Annotated in this window: 17 protein-coding genes; 10 read left to right on the top strand and 7 right to left on the bottom strand. The window is 68.5% G+C overall.

From position 1 onward, the window contains the following. Together ACFVVI_RS16150 and ACFVVI_RS16145 are read left to right on the top strand one after the other, a co-directional pair. Positions 1 to 553 (top strand): DNA recombination protein RmuC (locus ACFVVI_RS16150; protein ID WP_387445876.1); only part of this gene is annotated, 553 nt, incomplete at its 5' end. A gap of 51 nt (positions 554 to 604) precedes the next feature. Continuing rightward, on the top strand, positions 605 to 1,450 hold the full coding sequence (locus ACFVVI_RS16145) for a DUF6542 domain-containing protein (protein ID WP_378996596.1): 846 nt from the start codon (positions 605 to 607) through the stop codon (positions 1,448 to 1,450). A gap of 60 nt (positions 1,451 to 1,510) precedes the next feature. Here the strand turns inward: ACFVVI_RS16145 and ACFVVI_RS16140 are convergent, their stop codons facing one another. Beyond that, complete coding sequence (locus tag ACFVVI_RS16140; protein WP_387445875.1) at positions 1,511 to 2,530, bottom strand: 4-hydroxy-3-methylbut-2-enyl diphosphate reductase; 1,020 nt, start codon at positions 2,528 to 2,530, stop codon at positions 1,511 to 1,513. Between the two features lie 114 nt (positions 2,531 to 2,644). Between ACFVVI_RS16140 and ACFVVI_RS16135 the strand changes: the two genes are divergently transcribed. The 4 genes from ACFVVI_RS16135 (at position 2,645) to ACFVVI_RS16120 (ending at position 6,413) form a co-directional block, all read left to right on the top strand. Beyond that, on the top strand, positions 2,645 to 3,238 hold the full coding sequence (locus tag ACFVVI_RS16135) for a lipid droplet-associated protein (RefSeq protein WP_378996598.1): 594 nt from the start codon (positions 2,645 to 2,647) through the stop codon (positions 3,236 to 3,238). Between the two features lie 88 nt (positions 3,239 to 3,326). Then, entirely contained in the window at positions 3,327 to 4,613 is a 1,287-nt protein-coding gene (gene xseA / locus ACFVVI_RS16130; protein ID WP_378996600.1) for an exodeoxyribonuclease VII large subunit, read from the top strand. After that, on the top strand, positions 4,610 to 4,870 hold the full coding sequence (locus ACFVVI_RS16125; protein WP_378638114.1) for an exodeoxyribonuclease VII small subunit: 261 nt from the start codon (positions 4,610 to 4,612) through the stop codon (positions 4,868 to 4,870). Before xseA ends, ACFVVI_RS16125 begins: the two co-directional genes overlap by 4 nt. A 127-nt stretch (positions 4,871 to 4,997) precedes the next feature. After that, positions 4,998 to 6,413 (top strand): FAD-binding oxidoreductase, encoded by a 1,416-nt coding sequence (locus tag ACFVVI_RS16120; protein ID WP_387445874.1) that lies wholly within the window; start codon positions 4,998 to 5,000, stop codon positions 6,411 to 6,413. A gap of 2 nt (positions 6,414 to 6,415) precedes the next feature. On the opposite strand, the gene ACFVVI_RS16115 is transcribed toward ACFVVI_RS16120, so the two are convergent. Then, a complete protein-coding gene (locus ACFVVI_RS16115; RefSeq protein WP_387445873.1) occupies positions 6,416 to 6,985 on the bottom strand; it encodes a DUF4245 domain-containing protein in 570 nt (189 codons plus the stop codon). A 127-nt stretch (positions 6,986 to 7,112) separates the two neighbouring features. Between ACFVVI_RS16115 and glpX the strand changes: the two genes are divergently transcribed. The 3 genes from glpX (at position 7,113) to ACFVVI_RS16100 (ending at position 10,516) form a co-directional block, all read left to right on the top strand. After that, positions 7,113 to 8,156 carry a class II fructose-bisphosphatase gene (gene glpX, locus ACFVVI_RS16110; RefSeq protein WP_378993025.1) on the top strand — a complete coding sequence of 348 codons (1,044 nt, stop codon included), beginning with the start codon at positions 7,113 to 7,115 and terminating at the stop codon, positions 8,154 to 8,156. A gap of 30 nt (positions 8,157 to 8,186) precedes the next feature. Next, on the top strand, positions 8,187 to 9,029 hold the full coding sequence (locus tag ACFVVI_RS16105; protein WP_378993026.1) for a patatin-like phospholipase family protein: 843 nt from the start codon (positions 8,187 to 8,189) through the stop codon (positions 9,027 to 9,029). A gap of 86 nt (positions 9,030 to 9,115) precedes the next feature. Continuing rightward, on the top strand, positions 9,116 to 10,516 hold the full coding sequence (locus ACFVVI_RS16100) for a class II fumarate hydratase (RefSeq protein ID WP_378993027.1): 1,401 nt from the start codon (positions 9,116 to 9,118) through the stop codon (positions 10,514 to 10,516). Positions 10,517 to 10,569: 53 nt separating this feature from the next. Here ACFVVI_RS16100 and ACFVVI_RS16095 read toward each other — a convergent pair whose 3' ends face one another. The 3 genes from ACFVVI_RS16095 to ACFVVI_RS16085 form a co-directional block, all read right to left on the bottom strand. Beyond that, complete coding sequence (locus ACFVVI_RS16095; protein ID WP_387445872.1) at positions 10,570 to 11,424, bottom strand: acyl-ACP desaturase; 855 nt, start codon at positions 11,422 to 11,424, stop codon at positions 10,570 to 10,572. A 95-nt stretch (positions 11,425 to 11,519) separates the two neighbouring features. Further along, positions 11,520 to 12,146 carry an esterase gene (locus ACFVVI_RS16090; RefSeq protein ID WP_378993030.1) on the bottom strand — a complete coding sequence of 209 codons (627 nt, stop codon included), beginning with the start codon at positions 12,144 to 12,146 and terminating at the stop codon, positions 11,520 to 11,522. 181 nt (positions 12,147 to 12,327) lie between these two features. Continuing rightward, positions 12,328 to 13,722 (bottom strand): PhoH family protein, encoded by a 1,395-nt coding sequence (locus ACFVVI_RS16085; RefSeq protein WP_378926338.1) that lies wholly within the window; start codon positions 13,720 to 13,722, stop codon positions 12,328 to 12,330. 307 nt (positions 13,723 to 14,029) lie between these two features. On the opposite strand from ACFVVI_RS16085, the gene ACFVVI_RS16080 reads away from it, so the two are divergent. After that, positions 14,030 to 14,302, top strand: a complete 273-nt coding sequence (locus ACFVVI_RS16080) for a hypothetical protein (RefSeq protein ID WP_378636318.1) — start codon at positions 14,030 to 14,032, stop codon at positions 14,300 to 14,302. Position 14,303: 1 nt separating this feature from the next. On the opposite strand, the gene ACFVVI_RS16075 is transcribed toward ACFVVI_RS16080, so the two are convergent. After that, the gene (locus tag ACFVVI_RS16075; protein ID WP_378636316.1) at positions 14,304 to 14,723 is read right to left on the bottom strand and encodes a limonene-1,2-epoxide hydrolase family protein; all 420 of its coding nucleotides are present in this window, start codon (positions 14,721 to 14,723) and stop codon (positions 14,304 to 14,306) included. A gap of 44 nt (positions 14,724 to 14,767) precedes the next feature. After that, positions 14,768 to 15,481, bottom strand: a complete 714-nt coding sequence (locus tag ACFVVI_RS16070; RefSeq protein ID WP_378993033.1) for a TetR/AcrR family transcriptional regulator — start codon at positions 15,479 to 15,481, stop codon at positions 14,768 to 14,770. Positions 15,482 to 15,504 lie beyond the last annotated feature (23 nt).

Below are 15,504 nucleotides of genomic sequence, written 5' to 3'. Positions count from 1 at the left end.
CACCGACGACCCCGGCGCACGCACCCCATTGCTGGCCCGCCACGCCAAACACCTGCGCGCCCACGTCGACCAATTGGCTGACAAGGCGTACTGGGCTGCCTTCGATCCGGCACCGGAGTTCGTCGTACTGTTCGTGCCCGGCGACCCGTTCCTCGACGCCGCGCTCACCACCGATGCCGACCTCTTGGAGTACGCGTTCGGCCGGAACGTGATCCTGGCAACCCCCACTACATTGATCGCGCTGCTGCGGACGGTGGCGTTCAGCTGGCGGCAGGAAGCGCTCTCGCGCGATATGGCAACGGTGCAGCAACTGGGCAAGGAGCTCTACACCCGGTTGGGCAAGGTCGCCGAGCATCTGGACAATCTGGGCGTGAATCTCGGTAAGGCCGTAGCGGCTTTCAACGCGACCGTGGGTTCGGTGGAGTCGCGGGTCATGGTCACCGCGCGCCGGATGCACGATCTCGGCATCGCCGATCAGGAGCTCCCGGCAATCCGGCTCACCGAGACCCGACCACGCGTCGTCGCGTTCGCCGACGTCGAGGATCGCGTCTGAGATCCCCGTGCCGTGGCGCCCACAGGGCCGATGTGCAGTTAGTGTCATAGTGTGGCTGCTTCCCAACGTGCGCGACCCCGGGTGCCCGCGCCGCAACGTTCGATCGTGCCCTCGGTACCCGGCATCCCCGCCTGGGCCGCGATTCTGCTCGCCGCGGGTGCGACAGGTCTCGGGTTCCTGATCGACGGATTCGGCGGCGAGACCTATCCGACCGGCACGTTCTCGGCGCTGTATGTGCTCGGCTGTGTGCTCGCTGTCTGCGCGGTGCGCTTCCGTGGCCTGTTCTCCACCATGGTGATGCCGCCGCTGCTGCTGTTCGTCGCGGTGCCCCTGGCCTGCCAGATGCTGGGTGGCCGCGCCACCACGTCGATCAAAGACGTGTTGATGAACCTGATCATCCCGCTGGTGGAGCGCTTCCCGACGATGGCGCTGGCCACCGTGCTGGTGCTGGCGATCGGCGGAGCCAGGATCGCGATCGCCAAGCGCGCACCCCAGACCGCTCGCCCCGCCCCGGAGCGCCGGACCGAACGCAAGCCGGTCAAGCGCCGTCGCCCCGAGCCGGCCCCCGACCTCGCCACCGCCGCCCGCAAGCGGCCGCGCCGCGGCACCGCGGTACTGGACGAAGCCGATACCGAGGTCGACATGGCGAGCCCGGCTCGCCGACCCGCCCGGCCCACCGAACCGAAACGGGCGCCCGCCGCGGCCCGGCCCCGCGAGCCTCGCGCCGCCCGCGGTGAACCCCGCGCCGCCCGCGCGGCCGCCGCACCGCGCGAACCCGAACCGGCCAGGGTCCCCCGCCGCCGTGGCGACGCACCCCCGCATCCGCAGCCGAACGTGCGCTATCGAGACCGCGCCGACTCCGCCCGCACGGAACGACGTCGCCCCGACAACGTCTGAGAACGAAGAATCCCCGCCGAGATCGATCGGCGGGGATTTTCTGTGTTCAGCCCAGGCGGGTCAGCTCTGCGAAGGCGCGTCCCGGCGGGTGGGGCGGAGCTCACGAGGCAGGGAGAACACCAGTGTCTCGTTGGCCGTGGTCACCGGCTGGACCTCACCGAAACCGTGTTCGGCCAGCAGGTCGAGGACCCCGGTCACCAGGATCTCCGGCACCGACGCGCCGGAGGTGATGCCGATGGTCCGCACCCCGTCGAGCCAGGCCAGGTCGACCTCGCGCGCGTAGTCGACCAGATACGCCGCCTTCGCGCCCGCGCCGAGCGCCACCTCGACCAGTCGCACCGAGTTCGACGAGTTGCGCGAACCGACCACGATCACCAGATCGCATTCGGGCGCCATCGCCTTGACCGCGGTCTGCCGGTTGGACGTGGCGTAGCAGATGTCGTCGCTGGGCGGGTCCTGCAGCGTCGGGAAACGTTCGCGCAGCCGCTCGACGGTCTCCATGGTCTCGTCGACCGAGAGCGTGGTCTGCGACAGCCAGATCACCTTCGACGGGTCGCGCACGGTCACCTTGTCCACCGAGTCGGGCCCGTCGACCAGCTGCACGTGCTCGGGCGCCTCACCGGCGGTGCCCTCGACTTCCTCGTGGCCTTCGTGGCCGATCAGCAGGATGTCGAAGTCGTCGCGGGCGAACCGCTTGGCTTCCTGGTGCACCTTGGTGACCAGCGGACAGGTGGCGTCGATGGTGCGCAGGTTCCGTTCGGCGGCGGTCTCGTGCACGATCGGCGCGACACCGTGCGCGGAGAACACGACCAGCGCGCCCTCGGGCACCTCGTCTGTCTCGTCGACGAAGATCACGCCCTGCTCACGTAGTGTTTCCACGACGTGGCGGTTGTGCACGATCTCCTTGCGCACATAGATCGGGGCGCCGTGTTTCTCGAGAGCCTTCTCCACGGTCTCGACGGCGCGGTCGACGCCTGCGCAGTAGCCGCGCGGCTCGGCCAGCAGCACGCGCTTGCCACCGGCAGCATTCGCGCCCGCGGAGCGCGTGATACCGACGTTCAAGGGGATTGCCGAGGTCATATCCCACAGCTTACGTGCGCGCGAGAGGCCCGATCAGGTCGGATCAAGGGGCGAAAGTCACACAACAGGGGTGTGGACCTTTGCATCACACCCGGTTTGCGGCAGGCTGGAGTCATGTTTCGACCTCCGTTCCTGGCCAGGGTGGCCGCCGGCGCCGCCGTATACGCCTTAGAAGAGACCCGGCGACTGCCCGTCGCCGCGGTCAATTTCCCGATCACCGCGCTCAGTCGCGTGCTGCAGACCACGATGCATCTGCAGCAGTTCGTCACCAGCCTCGCGCTCAAGGGTGACGGTGTGTTCGAGCGGCTGGGTTCGGCTCCGGCCGAGCAGCCCGCCTGGGCCACCTTCGACGAGGACCTGGAGCCCGCGCCCGCCACCAACGGCCACACCAGCCGCTTCGACCTGTTCGAAGCGCCGGAGGCCCCGCAGACCAACGGCAAGGCCGTGCCCGCGTCGCTGCTGCTGCTCGAAACCGAGGAAGAGGTCATCGAGCCCGCCGACGAGCCCACCGAGGAGGAGGTCGTAGCCCCCGAGGTCGCTATCCGCTACGACTACCCCGCGATGACGCTGGCCCAGCTGCGCGCCCGGCTGCGGATGCTGACCGTCGAGGAGCTGGCCCAGCTGCTGGCCTTCGAACAGCAGACCCGCGCCCGCGCCCCCTTCGTCACGATGCTCACCAACCGCATCGCCACCGTCCAGGCGCAGTGACAGACTGTCCGTCGAAGCGGCCGCCATCCGACACCTCGGATGGCGGCCGCTTTTTGGTTGTGTCGGTGGCCGCGCGTAGAACTGACCTATGACTCAGGACGGCGTCGCGCAGGCCGGCGCTCCGGCGAATTCGGCGGAGCAGCCGTATCCGGTGCGCTCGGTCGCGGTGAAGGTCGCCCAGTGGATCGAACGGCTCGGCAGCATCTGGGTGGAGGGGCAGGTCACCCAGATCAATCTGCGCCCCGGCACCCGCACCGCGTTCCTGGTGCTGCGCGATGCCTCGGTGGACATGTCGCTGTCGCTGACCTGCGACCCCGACCTGTTGCGCAGGCTGCCGGTGCCGCTCACCGAGGGCAGCCGCGTGGTCGTCTACGGCAAGCTGCACTTCTTCACCGGCCGGGGCACGGTGTCGTTGCGGGTCACCGAGATTCGCGCGGTCGGCATCGGTGAGCTACTGGCGCGGATCGAGCGGTTGAAAGCCCTCTTGACGGCCGAAGGCCTGTTCGATGCCAGGCTCAAGCGGCCGCTACCGTTCCTGCCCGCGACGATCGGGCTGATCACCGGACGGGCGAGCGCGGCCGAACGCGATGTCCTGTCCGTGGCCCAGAACCGTTGGCCCGCAGTCCGATTCGTCATCCGCAATACCGCGGTGCAGGGTCCGGCCGCGGTACCGCAGATGCTCGAAGCGCTGACCGAACTCGATCGCGACCCCGAGGTCGAGGTGATCGTGCTGGCGCGCGGCGGTGGCAGCGTCGAAGATCTGCTGGCCTTCTCCGACGAAGCACTGTGCCGGGCGGTCGCCGCCGCGCGCACCCCGATCGTCAGCGCCATCGGCCACGAACCCGATAATCCCCTGCTCGACCTGGTCGCCGACCTGCGCGCGGCCACCCCCACCGACGCCGCCAAACGCATCGTCCCCGATGCCGCCGCCGAACTGGCCGGGGTGCGTGAGATGCGGGCACGCTCGGCGGCCGCGTTGCGCGGCTGGGTCCAGCGCGAGGAACACACCATCACGCAGTTGCGATCGCGCCCGGTCCTCGCCGATCCCCTGCGCGAGCTGAACCACCGTCACGACGAGCTGGAACGCTTGCGCACCGCCGCGAGACGCACTGTCGACCAGCTGCTGCGCAGCGAGTCGACGACCACCCTGCACCTGCGCGAGAAGCTGACCGCGGTGGGTCCGGCCGCCACCCTGGCCCGTGGTTACGCTGTCGTGCAGCGCGTCGCCGGTCCCGAACGGCATGTCGTGCGTTCGATCGATGACTCCCCCGCGGGCAGCCAGCTCCGCATCAGGGTCGCCGACGGAGCCGTCACCGCCGCGGCACTGGGCACCCAGCGACTGACGCCAGAGACCACCGACGAGAAGAGGACGTGACCGTGGCCGACGCCGGTTCCGAGAACACCGCTGCCGACACCCTGGCCGAGATCGCGGCCTTCGGCTACGAACGCGCCCGCGACGAGCTCATCAACGTGGTGAAGATGCTCGAACAGGGCGGCCTCGACCTGGACGACTCGCTGGTGCTGTGGGAGCGCGGCGAAGCCCTGGCCACCCGCTGCGAACAGCATCTCGCCGGTGCGCGCCGCCGCGTGGAAGACGCCCTGTCCCGCGCCGACCTCGACACCGCCGACTGAGCACGCGCACCGACATCGCACCTTTACCGCCGCGAAACACCGGCCGGGCACGCTGATGCCGGGTCGGTTCGCCGAGGGATCGCCCTCCGGGCGACGCGCGGAGAGTTCGAACGACGGAGTACGGCCGATGTCACCCACCGATTCGCTGACGAGCCTGCGCGCCGACCTGGGTCCCATCACCTTCTCCACCGACACACGCAAGCTGCGCACCAAGAGCCGCGACCGGTTCGCGCAGAGTCCGGTCCTGCGAGACCTGTTGCGCGGGCGCAATGCCGAGATCTTCATCGCGCCGCGCGGCAAGGACGAGTTGCGCACCGCGGTGGCCGCCTGCGCGCGTCATCGCATCCCGATCACCGTGCGCGGGGCCGGTTCCGGCCAGTTCGGTCAGGGTGTGCCGCTGCGCGGTGGCGCGGTGATCGATGTCACCGCGCTCGTCGGCGTCATCGGCTGGCACGGCGAACCCGGCAGACGCCCGCCGACCACGGTGCGCGCGCTCGCGGGCACTGTCGTGGCCGATATCGACGCCGCGATCCGCCCGTCCGGTTGGGAGCTGCGGATGCATCCGTCGACGGCGCACCAGGCCACCATCGGCGGCTACATCGCGGGCGGACACGCGGGAATCGGCAGCTGTCGCTGGGGCATCCTGCGCGACACCGGCAACATCACCGCGCTGGAAGTGATGACGGTGGAGGAACACCCCCGGCTGATCGAGTTGCGCGGGCGCGATGTGAACACCGTGCACCACGCGTACGGCGCCAACGGCATCATCACCGAGGTCGAACTGCCGCTCGCCCCGGCTTGGGAGTGGCACGAACTGGTCGTCTCGTTCCCTGATTTCGCGCAGGCGGCCCGCTTCTCGGTCGACATCTGCCGCAGCGACGGTGTGCTCACGAAAGTGGTTTCGCCCCATGCGCATCCGCTCCCGCAGTTCTTTCCCGAACTCGCCGGATTGATTCCCGACGGCGAGTCGATGGTGCTGCTGATGGCCGCCGTTCAGTCGGTGCCGAATGTGGAGGATCTGGTGCAGGACAACGGCGGCCGGATCCGGTACCGGTGCCTCGAGGGCAAGGGCAGCTACGGTTCGCCCCTCTACGAGTTCACCTGGGGCCATTCGATGTTGCGCTACCAGCGGCACAACGACGAACTCACCGGGCTGATGGCCCTGTTCCCGCAGCGGGATCTGTACGAGTCGATCGTCGGCATCCACCGTGAATTCGCGGAGTTGGGGCCGCTGCACGTGGAGATGAAGCGAATCGACGGCGGTCTGTCGTGTCAGGGCTCACCGGTCTTCGCCTTCGAGAGCCAGCAGCACTTGGCGGCGACCACCGAGCGGTTGCAGCGGGCGGGGTTGTTCATCGCGAACTCGCACACGCCCGTCCTCGGCGCGGGCGGCATGAAGCCGTGGGGCCCGAAAGAGGATGCCGCCAAACGCGAATTCGATCCCTACGGCCTCCTGGCCCAGGGCAAGTCCGACGACGCAGAAGACACCATCGCCACCTCGACCGCGCTACCCAACAGCGGGTGGTCCTACCGGCTCAGCTGAGGCTACTTCTTCGCCAGCGGTTGAGCTGTCGTGATCGCCGTCGCGAGGGTGGTGAAGGCGGCCTCGTTGCCCGCGCCGGTGATCAGGATCCGTACGCCGCCGAGGTCGGCGATCCAGCCGGTTTCCTCGGTCGGTTCGGTGTAGACGACCCATTTCTGCCCGGCCACGTCCTGCGTCCCGGTGGGATAGCGAGAGCCGAGTTGCTGCCGCGACAGCGCCTCCTCGGAGGCATCGGTCTGCGAATACCGCATGTAGGTGCCCTGCGGGGTGATGTAGCCGACCGTGCTCACGGCACCGCCATCCGCGGTGGCGATGGTGTCGCGGCTGCCCGAGTTCGACACCCAGCCCTGCGGCAACACCGGCTTGCGGATCGGGAACGACAGGGTCTTCGCGTCGGAGGTCAGCGCGGCATCGGCATCGAAATGCGGGATCTGACCCTGTGTCGGGCCGTTCGTCGCCACCGTGCACTGGCTCGCGACCCCGGCCAATACCACCGCGGCCAGCACCAACGGGATCAACGACCAGAACAGATCGCGGTAGTCGTTGAAGATGCGGTGCTTGGTCTGTGCCACGGCTACCAGTATCCACTCGAGTCCTGACCAGGCCGCCAAGGGGTCATCGCAGGAGGTCGTGCACGAGCGTGCCGTTTCGAAATGCGACAATGCCCCCGTAACACCAACGCCAAGGAGGCACTCCGCAATGACGGCATCATCGCCCGCCCCCAGCCGCCGCGAGGCACCCGATCGCAACCTCGCGCTGGAGCTGGTCCGCGTCACCGAGGCAGGCGCGATGGCGAGTGGCCGTTGGGTCGGCCGTGGCGACAAGGAAGGTGGCGACGGCGCGGCCGTCGACGCCATGCGTCAGCTCGTCAGCTCGGTGTCCATGAAGGGCATCGTCGTCATCGGCGAGGGCGAGAAGGACGAAGCGCCGATGCTCTACAACGGTGAGCTCGTCGGCGACGGCACCGGCCCCGAGGTCGACTTCGCCGTCGACCCGGTCGACGGCACCACCCTGATGTCGAAGGGTTCCCCCGGCGCCATCTCGGTGCTCGCGGTCGCCGAGCGCGGCGCCATGTTCGACCCGTCCGCGGTGTTCTACATGCACAAGATCGCCGTCGGCCCCGATGCCGCAGGCTCGATCGACATCACCGCCCCGATCGGCGAGAACATCCGCCGCGTGGCCAAGGCCAAGCGGCTGTCGGTGTCCGATCTGACCGTCTGCATCCTGGACCGTCCCCGCCACGAGGACACCATCCAGCAGGCACGCGACGCGGGCGCCCGCATCCGCCTCATCTCCGACGGTGACGTCGCCGGCGCCATCGCCGCCGCGCGTCCCGAGTCCGGCGTCGACATCCTGGTCGGTATCGGTGGCACCCCCGAGGGCATCATCGCCGCCGCCGCGCTGCGCTGTCTGGGCGGCGAGCTGCAGGGCATGCTCGCGCCGAAGGACGACGAAGAGCGGCAGAAGGCGATCGACGCGGGCCACGATCTGGATCGGGTGCTCTCGACCACCGACCTGGTCTCCGGCGACAACGTGTTCTTCTGCGCCACCGGCGTCACCGACGGCGACCTGCTGCGCGGCGTGCGCTACTACGGCGGCGGCGCGTCGACCCAGTCGATCGTGATGCGGTCCAAGTCGGGCACCGTCCGCATGATCGACGCCTACCACCGCCTGACGAAGCTGCGCGAGTACTCCTCGGTCGACTTCGACGGCGACGACAGCGCGAACCCGCCGCTACCGTGATCCGGGGCCGGGCGTCCCTATAGTCGAACTATGGCAGCGCCCAGCACCGCCCTGGTCCTCGGCAACGGCGGAATCGCCGGTATCGGCTGGCAGATCGGCATGATCGCCGGACTGGCAGAGGCCGGGGTGGACCTGCGGTCGGCCGATCTGGTGATCGGCACGTCCGCGGGCGCGGTCGTCGGGGCGCAAATTCGCAGCACGCTGTCGACCGACGAGCTCTACAAGCGGCAGCTGGGGCGGCTCAACGCCGAGATCCCGAACCGGCTCTCGGTCAAGCAGCTGGCCACGTGGGCGTTCATCGCGGGCACCGCGCCCAGCGAGACCAGCGCGGCACGCCGGGTCGCGAACGCTTCGCGCGGCAGGTCGACGATCGACCCCGTGTTGCGGCTGGCGGCGGTGTCCTCACGCCTGCCCGAGAAGTCGTGGCCGGCACAGCCGTTGTGGATCACCGCGGTCGACGCCGACACCGGCGTGTTGAAGGTCTTCGACCGCGACAGCGACGTCTCGCTCGCCGAGGCGGTCAACGCCAGTTGCGCGATCCCGTTCGCCTGGCCGGAGGCGTCGTGTCACGGGCACCACTACCTCGACGGCGGGGTCCGCTCCCCGCTGAATCTGGATCTGGCGAAGGGCTACGACCGGATCGTCGGCCTCGCGTCCAACATTCTCACCCCGCGCCGCAGCGGGAAGATCTCCGCCCAGCTCGCCCACCTCGGCTCGGCCAGGGTCACGGTGATCCATCCGGACCAAGCCGCGCGCAAGGCCATCGGCCCCAACGAGCTCGACCCGCAGCGCGTACACGGCGCCGCGCTGGCCGGCCACACCCAAGCCAGGGACTTCGCCGACGAGGTGTGCGCGGTCTGGCCCACCGACTGAGTCCGGCGAGTATTCCTGCCGCGGATGTGGGATTTCGCGCTGGTGTGTGGCCACCATTCGCGGTGTTCTCGTCCTAGGGTCGAACTATGGCTGACGACGACGCGCAGTACCGGATCGAGCACGACACCATGGGAGAGGTTCGCGTCCCTGTCGACGCCCTGTGGCGGGCGCAGACGCAGCGGGCCGTCGAGAACTTCCCGATCAGCGGGCGGGGACTCGAGCGCGCCCAGATCCGGGCGCTGGGCCTGCTGAAAGCCGCGTGCGCTCAGGTCAACAAGGATCTGGGCCTGCTCGATCCGGTGAAGGCCGATGCGATCATCGCCGCGGCGGGCGAGATCGCGAACGGGGAGCACGACGACCAGTTCCCGATCGACGTGTTCCAGACCGGTTCGGGCACCAGCTCGAACATGAACGCCAACGAGGTGATCGCCTCGATCGCCGCCCGTAACGGTGTGAGCGTGCACCCCAACGACGACGTGAACATGTCGCAGTCCTCCAACGACACCTTCCCCACCGCGACACACCTGGCCGCCACCGAGGCCGTGATCACCGAACTCGTTCCCGCGCTGGACCATCTGCGCCTGGCGCTGCTCGACAAGTCGCAGCAGTGGCGCACCGTGGTGAAGTCGGGCCGCACCCACCTGATGGACGCGGTGCCGGTGACGCTCGGCCAGGAATTCGGCGGCTACACCCGCCAGATCGCCGCGGGTATCGAACGCGCGATGTCCGTGCTTCCCCGCCTCGGCGAGTTGCCGATCGGCGGCACCGCGGTGGGCACCGGTCTCAACGCGCCCGCCGGATTCGGTGCGAAGGTCGTCGCGCAACTGGTACGTACCACGGGAATCGACGCGCTGCGCGAAGCGCAGGATCATTTCGAGGCCCAGGCCGCGCGTGACGGACTCGTCGAGGCCTCCGGCGCGCTGCGCACCATCGCGGTCAGCCTGACCAAGATCGCCAACGACATCCGCTGGATGGGTTCGGGCCCGCTGACCGGGCTCGGCGAATTGCAGCTGCCGGACCTGCAGCCGGGTAGCTCGATCATGCCCGGCAAGGTGAATCCCGTACTGCCCGAGGCGGTGACGCAGGTGGCGGTGCAGGTGGTCGGCAACGACGCGGCGATCGCATTCGGCGGGGCGAGCGGGGCGTTCGAGCTCAATGTCTACATTCCCGTGATGGCGCGCAACCTGCTCGAGTCGATTCGCCTGCTGGCCAACGTTTCTCGCTTGTTCGCCGACAAGTGTGTGAGCGGGCTCGTCGCCGACGAGGAGCACCTGCGGACCCTGGCCGAATCGTCACCGTCGATCGTCACCCCGCTCAACTCGGCCATCGGCTACGAGGAAGCGGCCGCGGTCGCCAAACAGGCGCTGCGCGAGAAGAAGACGATCCGGCAGACCGTCATCGACCGCGGGCTCGTCCCGGACAAGCTCTCGCTCGAAGAGCTCGATCGCAAACTCGACGTGCTGGCGATGGCCGACGTCGACCGCTGAAACGCCGAACGGCCGTCACCTCGCAGGAGGTGACGGCCGTTCGCTGTGCAAGGTCAGGCCAGGTGCGCGAGTTCGGCGCGAGTCTTTTCGCCCTCTTCGCTGAAGTCGGTGCGGGAGAAGATGTTCCAGCGCTGCAGCAGCGGCTTGAACACCAGCTCACCCTCCTTCGCGGGGTCGTAGATGCCCGCCTCGGCCAGCGCCTCGTCGCTGGATCCGCCACCGGGCAGATCCACGTGCGGTACCCGGAAGTCGGCGACCCGATCGGCGATCGCGCGCACTGCCTGATCGGGAACCAGGTCGAGGGCGGCGGCGACGAGCACGGCGAAGAACTCGGCCTGCAGTTCGTCGTCGGCGGCCAGCTTCTCGGCCATCGCGGTGACGATCGGGTTCTCGCCGATCGCGGCGGTGTTGCGATGACGGATCGCGGCAGCGGCCTCTTCGAACGCGCAGGTGGCCAGCACGTCGATCAGGTGCATCGGGGGGCGGTTGAAACCGTCGGTCATGTGCTGCATGCGAGCCCGCTCGAGCGCGACCGGGTCCACCGCACGCGTGAGCATGAGGTAGTTGCGGATCATGATCTCGTGGCGGTTCTCCTCCGCCGTCCACCGGCCGACCCAGCGCCACCAGGGGCCGGTGCGCAGGTGCTTGCCGAGCTCACGGTGGTAGGAGGGCAGATTGTCGGCGACCAGGACACTCACGGTCAGCGCGAGCCGGGCGGTATCACTGAGCTCGGACTGTTCCGGGGTCCAGTCCTCGCCGCCGAGGAAGGCGAAGTTGCGCCCGTCCGACCACGGCACCTGCTCGTGCGGCTGCCAGCCGTCGGCCACCTCGATATGGCGACGCAGGTTGATTTCCACCTCGTCCGCGAGCGAATCCAGCAGCTCGCGGTCGGTCAAAGTTTTCTGCACCCCGACAACTTAGTACCTCGTGCGCAAGCGCGGGGACCTACGGGGTGAACCGGGTCCCCGCGCTGGGCGGAGCGCGACGCTGACGTAAGGCCCGACTACTTCGGGGTCACCGTGGTCTCGCCGTTGACCCAGGTGATGGTGCCACCGGTGAAGTCGCTCTGCTTGCCTCCGGCGATGGTCTTCTCGTCGCTCGTCGGGTAGCCCAGCGTGCCGTTGGCGCCGCCGTTCTCCTCCCATGCCTCGCGGATGTCACCCCACACGATGTGGGCGCCGGTATCCTTGCTCCAGTAGATGGTGCCGCCGGTGAAGTCCTGGTACTCGCCGCCGTCGGGGCCGGATTCCTGGGCTTCCTCCGGTGCGCCGAGCGGGCTGCTGGCGCCGCCGGCCGCCACGTACTTCTTGTACACCTCGCCGGCGATCACGATGTCACCGTTCGGGGTGGAGACGGTGGTCGATTCGCCCGCCGCCCCACTGGTGGTGGCCGCGCCTGACGTTGTCTCGGAACCGGAGGTGGTTTCCGAACCGGGGGTGGTGGTCATCCCGCCCATCCCGGGCTCGGTGGTGGCGCTGCCACCCGGGGCGCCGATCGCGGAGGTCACCGAGGCGACGGCGTCGTTTGCCTTGTCCTTGTCGTCATCGCTGCAGCCGGCAGCGAGCAGCAGACCCGCCGCGGCTAGGACCGCGGCGCTCCCGGCAGCAGTACGTCGAGCGAAGTGGTTCATATCCATCCTCTCGCGAGTGGCCCCCGGGGGTGCCCCCGGAATGGAGCCTGGCCGACATCCGCAACGGCCCGGCGGAACAGTGTTCGCCGAGCCGTTGCTGGATTGGTGTCGGAGCGGATATTACCCACTGTTTGCAGTAATCAAACGGATTCCGGCCGCGACGCGGCCCGATTGCCGACGATTACGCGTTCGGTCCGTACTCCTCGAGCATCTCGGTGACCAGCGCCGCGATCGGCGAGCGCTCACTGCGGGTGAGGGTGATGTGCGCGAAAAGCGGGTGCCCCTTGAGCTTTTCGATCACCGCGGCCACACCGTCGTGCCTGCCGACCCGCAGATTGTCGCGCTGGGCGACATCGTGGGTGAGCACCACCCGAGAACCCGTGCCGAGGCGGCTCAGCACCGTCAGCAGCACATTGCGCTCGAGCGACTGCGCCTCGTCGACGATCACGAACGAATCGTGCAGCGACCGCCCTCGAATGTGGGTCAGCGGCAGCACTTCGAGCATGTCGCGACTGAGCACCTCCTCGAGCACCTCGCGGCTGGCCAGCCCGTCGAGCGTGTCGAAGACAGCCTGCGCCCACGGGCCCATCTTCTCGCTCTCCGAACCCGGCAGATAGCCCAGTTCCTGCCCGCCCACCGCATACAGCGGCCGGAACACGACCACCTTGCGCTGGGTGCGCCGCTCGAGCACCGCCTCGAGTCCGGCGGTCAACGCCAAGGCAGACTTGCCGGTACCGGCGCGCCCACCCATCGACACGATCCCGATGCTCTCGTCGAGCAGCAGATCGAGGGCGATGCGCTGTTCGGCCGAACGCCCGTGCAGCCCGAAGGCCTCCCGCTCCCTGACCAGCTGGATCCGCTTGTCCGCGGTAACCCGGCCCAGCGCGCTCGAGCTGCTGCCCAGCAACCGAACACCGGTGTGGCACGGCAACTCTCGCGCATCGTCGAGGTCGATCACCGAATCGGTGTAGAGCTGGTCGATCTGCGCGCCCGCGACGTCGAGTTCCACCATCCCGCTCCAGCCGGAGGTCACCACGTCCTGCGCGTGGTACTCGTCGGCGGACAAGCCGACCGCGCTCGCCTTGACGCGCAGCGGGATGTCCTTCGACACCAGCACCACGTCCTCGCCCTCGGCCGAGAAGTTCAGCGCGCAGGCCAGGATGCGGGAATCGTTGGTGTCGGAACGGAATCCGGCGGGTAGCACCGACGAATCGGTGTGGTTGAGCTCTACCTGCAGGGTGCCGCCGTCGGTGCCGATGGGCAGCGCCTGGTCGAGCCTGCCGTGCTGCACACGCAGGTCGTCGAGCATGCGCAGAGCTTCGCGGGCGAACCAGCCGAGCTCGTGGTGGTGCCGTTTCGCCTCCAACTCACTGATCACGACCAGGGGCAGGACCACACTGTGTTCCCCGAACCGGGTGACGGCCCAGGGATCCGACAGGAGTACAGAGGTGTCTACGACGAAAGTCTTGCGACCGGAACGTGAGGGGCGAGCCCCTTTCTTCGAGGCCGAATTGCTCGAGGCCGAGGCCGAGGCCGTGTGCTTCGCGGAAGCGGAAACGGAGCGTGCAGCAGTCACGGTGGGCTCCTTATGTGTTCGCACGGCACCCGTGCGAACGATCTCGCTGGACCGGTCCGTCCTTGTGGGCGTTTGACGCTGAGTCAACCGCCACGAGGGCCAGGTGCCGGCCCTCTCGCACTGAATAGCTCAGTCACGGTCAGGACCTCCCGTACGAATCACACCGACGCGACTCGCATCACCGACGCTACCGCCGAATTCGTAGCCGCGCTGCTGGACCGGCACACGTGTCCGTGAATTTGTCGTTAACCGGCACTGTCGCGACGGATCCGGCACGTGTGCGCCACCGAGGGCTAGAGTCGATGACATGGCCGAAGACCAGGATCTGGAGAAGCTGTCGTCGAAGGAACTGCACGATCGCGCGGTGAAGACGGCCGTGCGCCACGGCGACGTGAAGTTCCTGTGGGAACTGCTGAAGTCGATTCCGGCGGCCCAGGCCGAGGCGGGCGACCTCGGCGAGAGCTCGGCCGACATCAAGTACGTGCTGCCGATGCTCGACGACTACTTCCACGCGGGCGACGGCAAACTAGCCGATGTGCTGCGCCCGACCTACCTGGAGTATCTGCGCAAGCACGGATAGTTCAGCGGCCGGTGATCGCCTTCACCACGCCGACAACGGCGCCGCGCAGGACGTTGCCCTTACTGAAGTGGTCGTCCCACAGCACGATTCGGCCGTCGCGCAGTTCGAAGGTGCCGCTCACCCAGAAGCCGATGCGCACCGGGCCCACGTGCAGGTAGTCGGTGCGGTCGGTGAGCACGATGTCGCCGTCGGCGGCGATGTGGTGGATCTCCGCGGAGAACCCGAGCTTCGGTCGATCCAGGCCGCGCAACAACGCCGCGACCCGATTCTTGCCGCGCACGGTCGGCAGCGAGGCGTTCTTCCAGACGATCGCGGGATCGAGCAGATCCAGCGCCTCGTCGACCGCGCTGAGTTCGAGTGCGTTGAAGAACTCGCGAACGATGGTGACAGCGGGCTCCGGCAGTTCCGGCTGATCGGTCATGAGATGAGCCTAGGGTGCCGATCGCGGCCGGGCCAGGGGTCAGCTCAGTTTCGCTGATCGATCAGGACGGCGAGACCGTCGAGGATGCGTTCGACACCGAAACGCAGGGCGTCGTTGGGTCCGCCCTTGCCCGCCGGCGCGGCGGCTTCCTCGGCGAAGGCTGCCTGCACCTCGGGGTAGCGGCCTGCGGCCGCGGTCATCATCGCGGCGAACTGCTCGGTGAACTGCACTTCCCCGTCCCCGCTCATCGACGCGACCTGCTGAGCCAGGCTGCGGGCGTGACCGTTGAGCAGGACGATCGTGTCCAGCCTCTCCGAGCCGGAGAGCCCGGTGCCTGCCAGTGCGGTGAGGGCGGCCTCGGTCCAGCCCATCTCGTTCGGGCCGAGCGGCCGCATGCCGACGGTGAGCTCGATCGACCACGGGTGCGCACGGTAGCGAGCGAAGAGCGCTTCGACCCAGGTGCGCAGGCCGGTTCGCCAGTTCTGCTGCGCGCCCGCGGCCTTCGGCGGTTCGCCCATCGCCGCGTCGAGCATCAGCGCGGTCAACTGCTCCTTGCCCGGCACATATCGGTACAGCGACATCTTGGTGAAGCCGAGGCGTTCGGCCAGCCGCTGCATCGACAGCGCGGACAGCCCTTCGGCGTCGACGAGCGCGATGGCCTCGGCGACGATCCCGTCGAGAGTGAGCGCGGGTTTGGGCCCGCGCTTGGGGCGCTGCGTGGTCCCCCACAACAGCTCGACCGTGGTCGGCGGCGGCATCTGCCCATCCTCTCGAAAATCGT

Origin of the sequence: Nocardia sp. NPDC058114, from assembly GCF_042884695.1 — a bacterium.
In the GTDB taxonomy this organism is placed as follows: domain Bacteria; phylum Actinomycetota; class Actinomycetes; order Mycobacteriales; family Mycobacteriaceae; genus Nocardia.
Note: the sequence above shows the minus strand (reverse complement) of the source record. Positions and strands in the feature narration are given on the sequence as shown.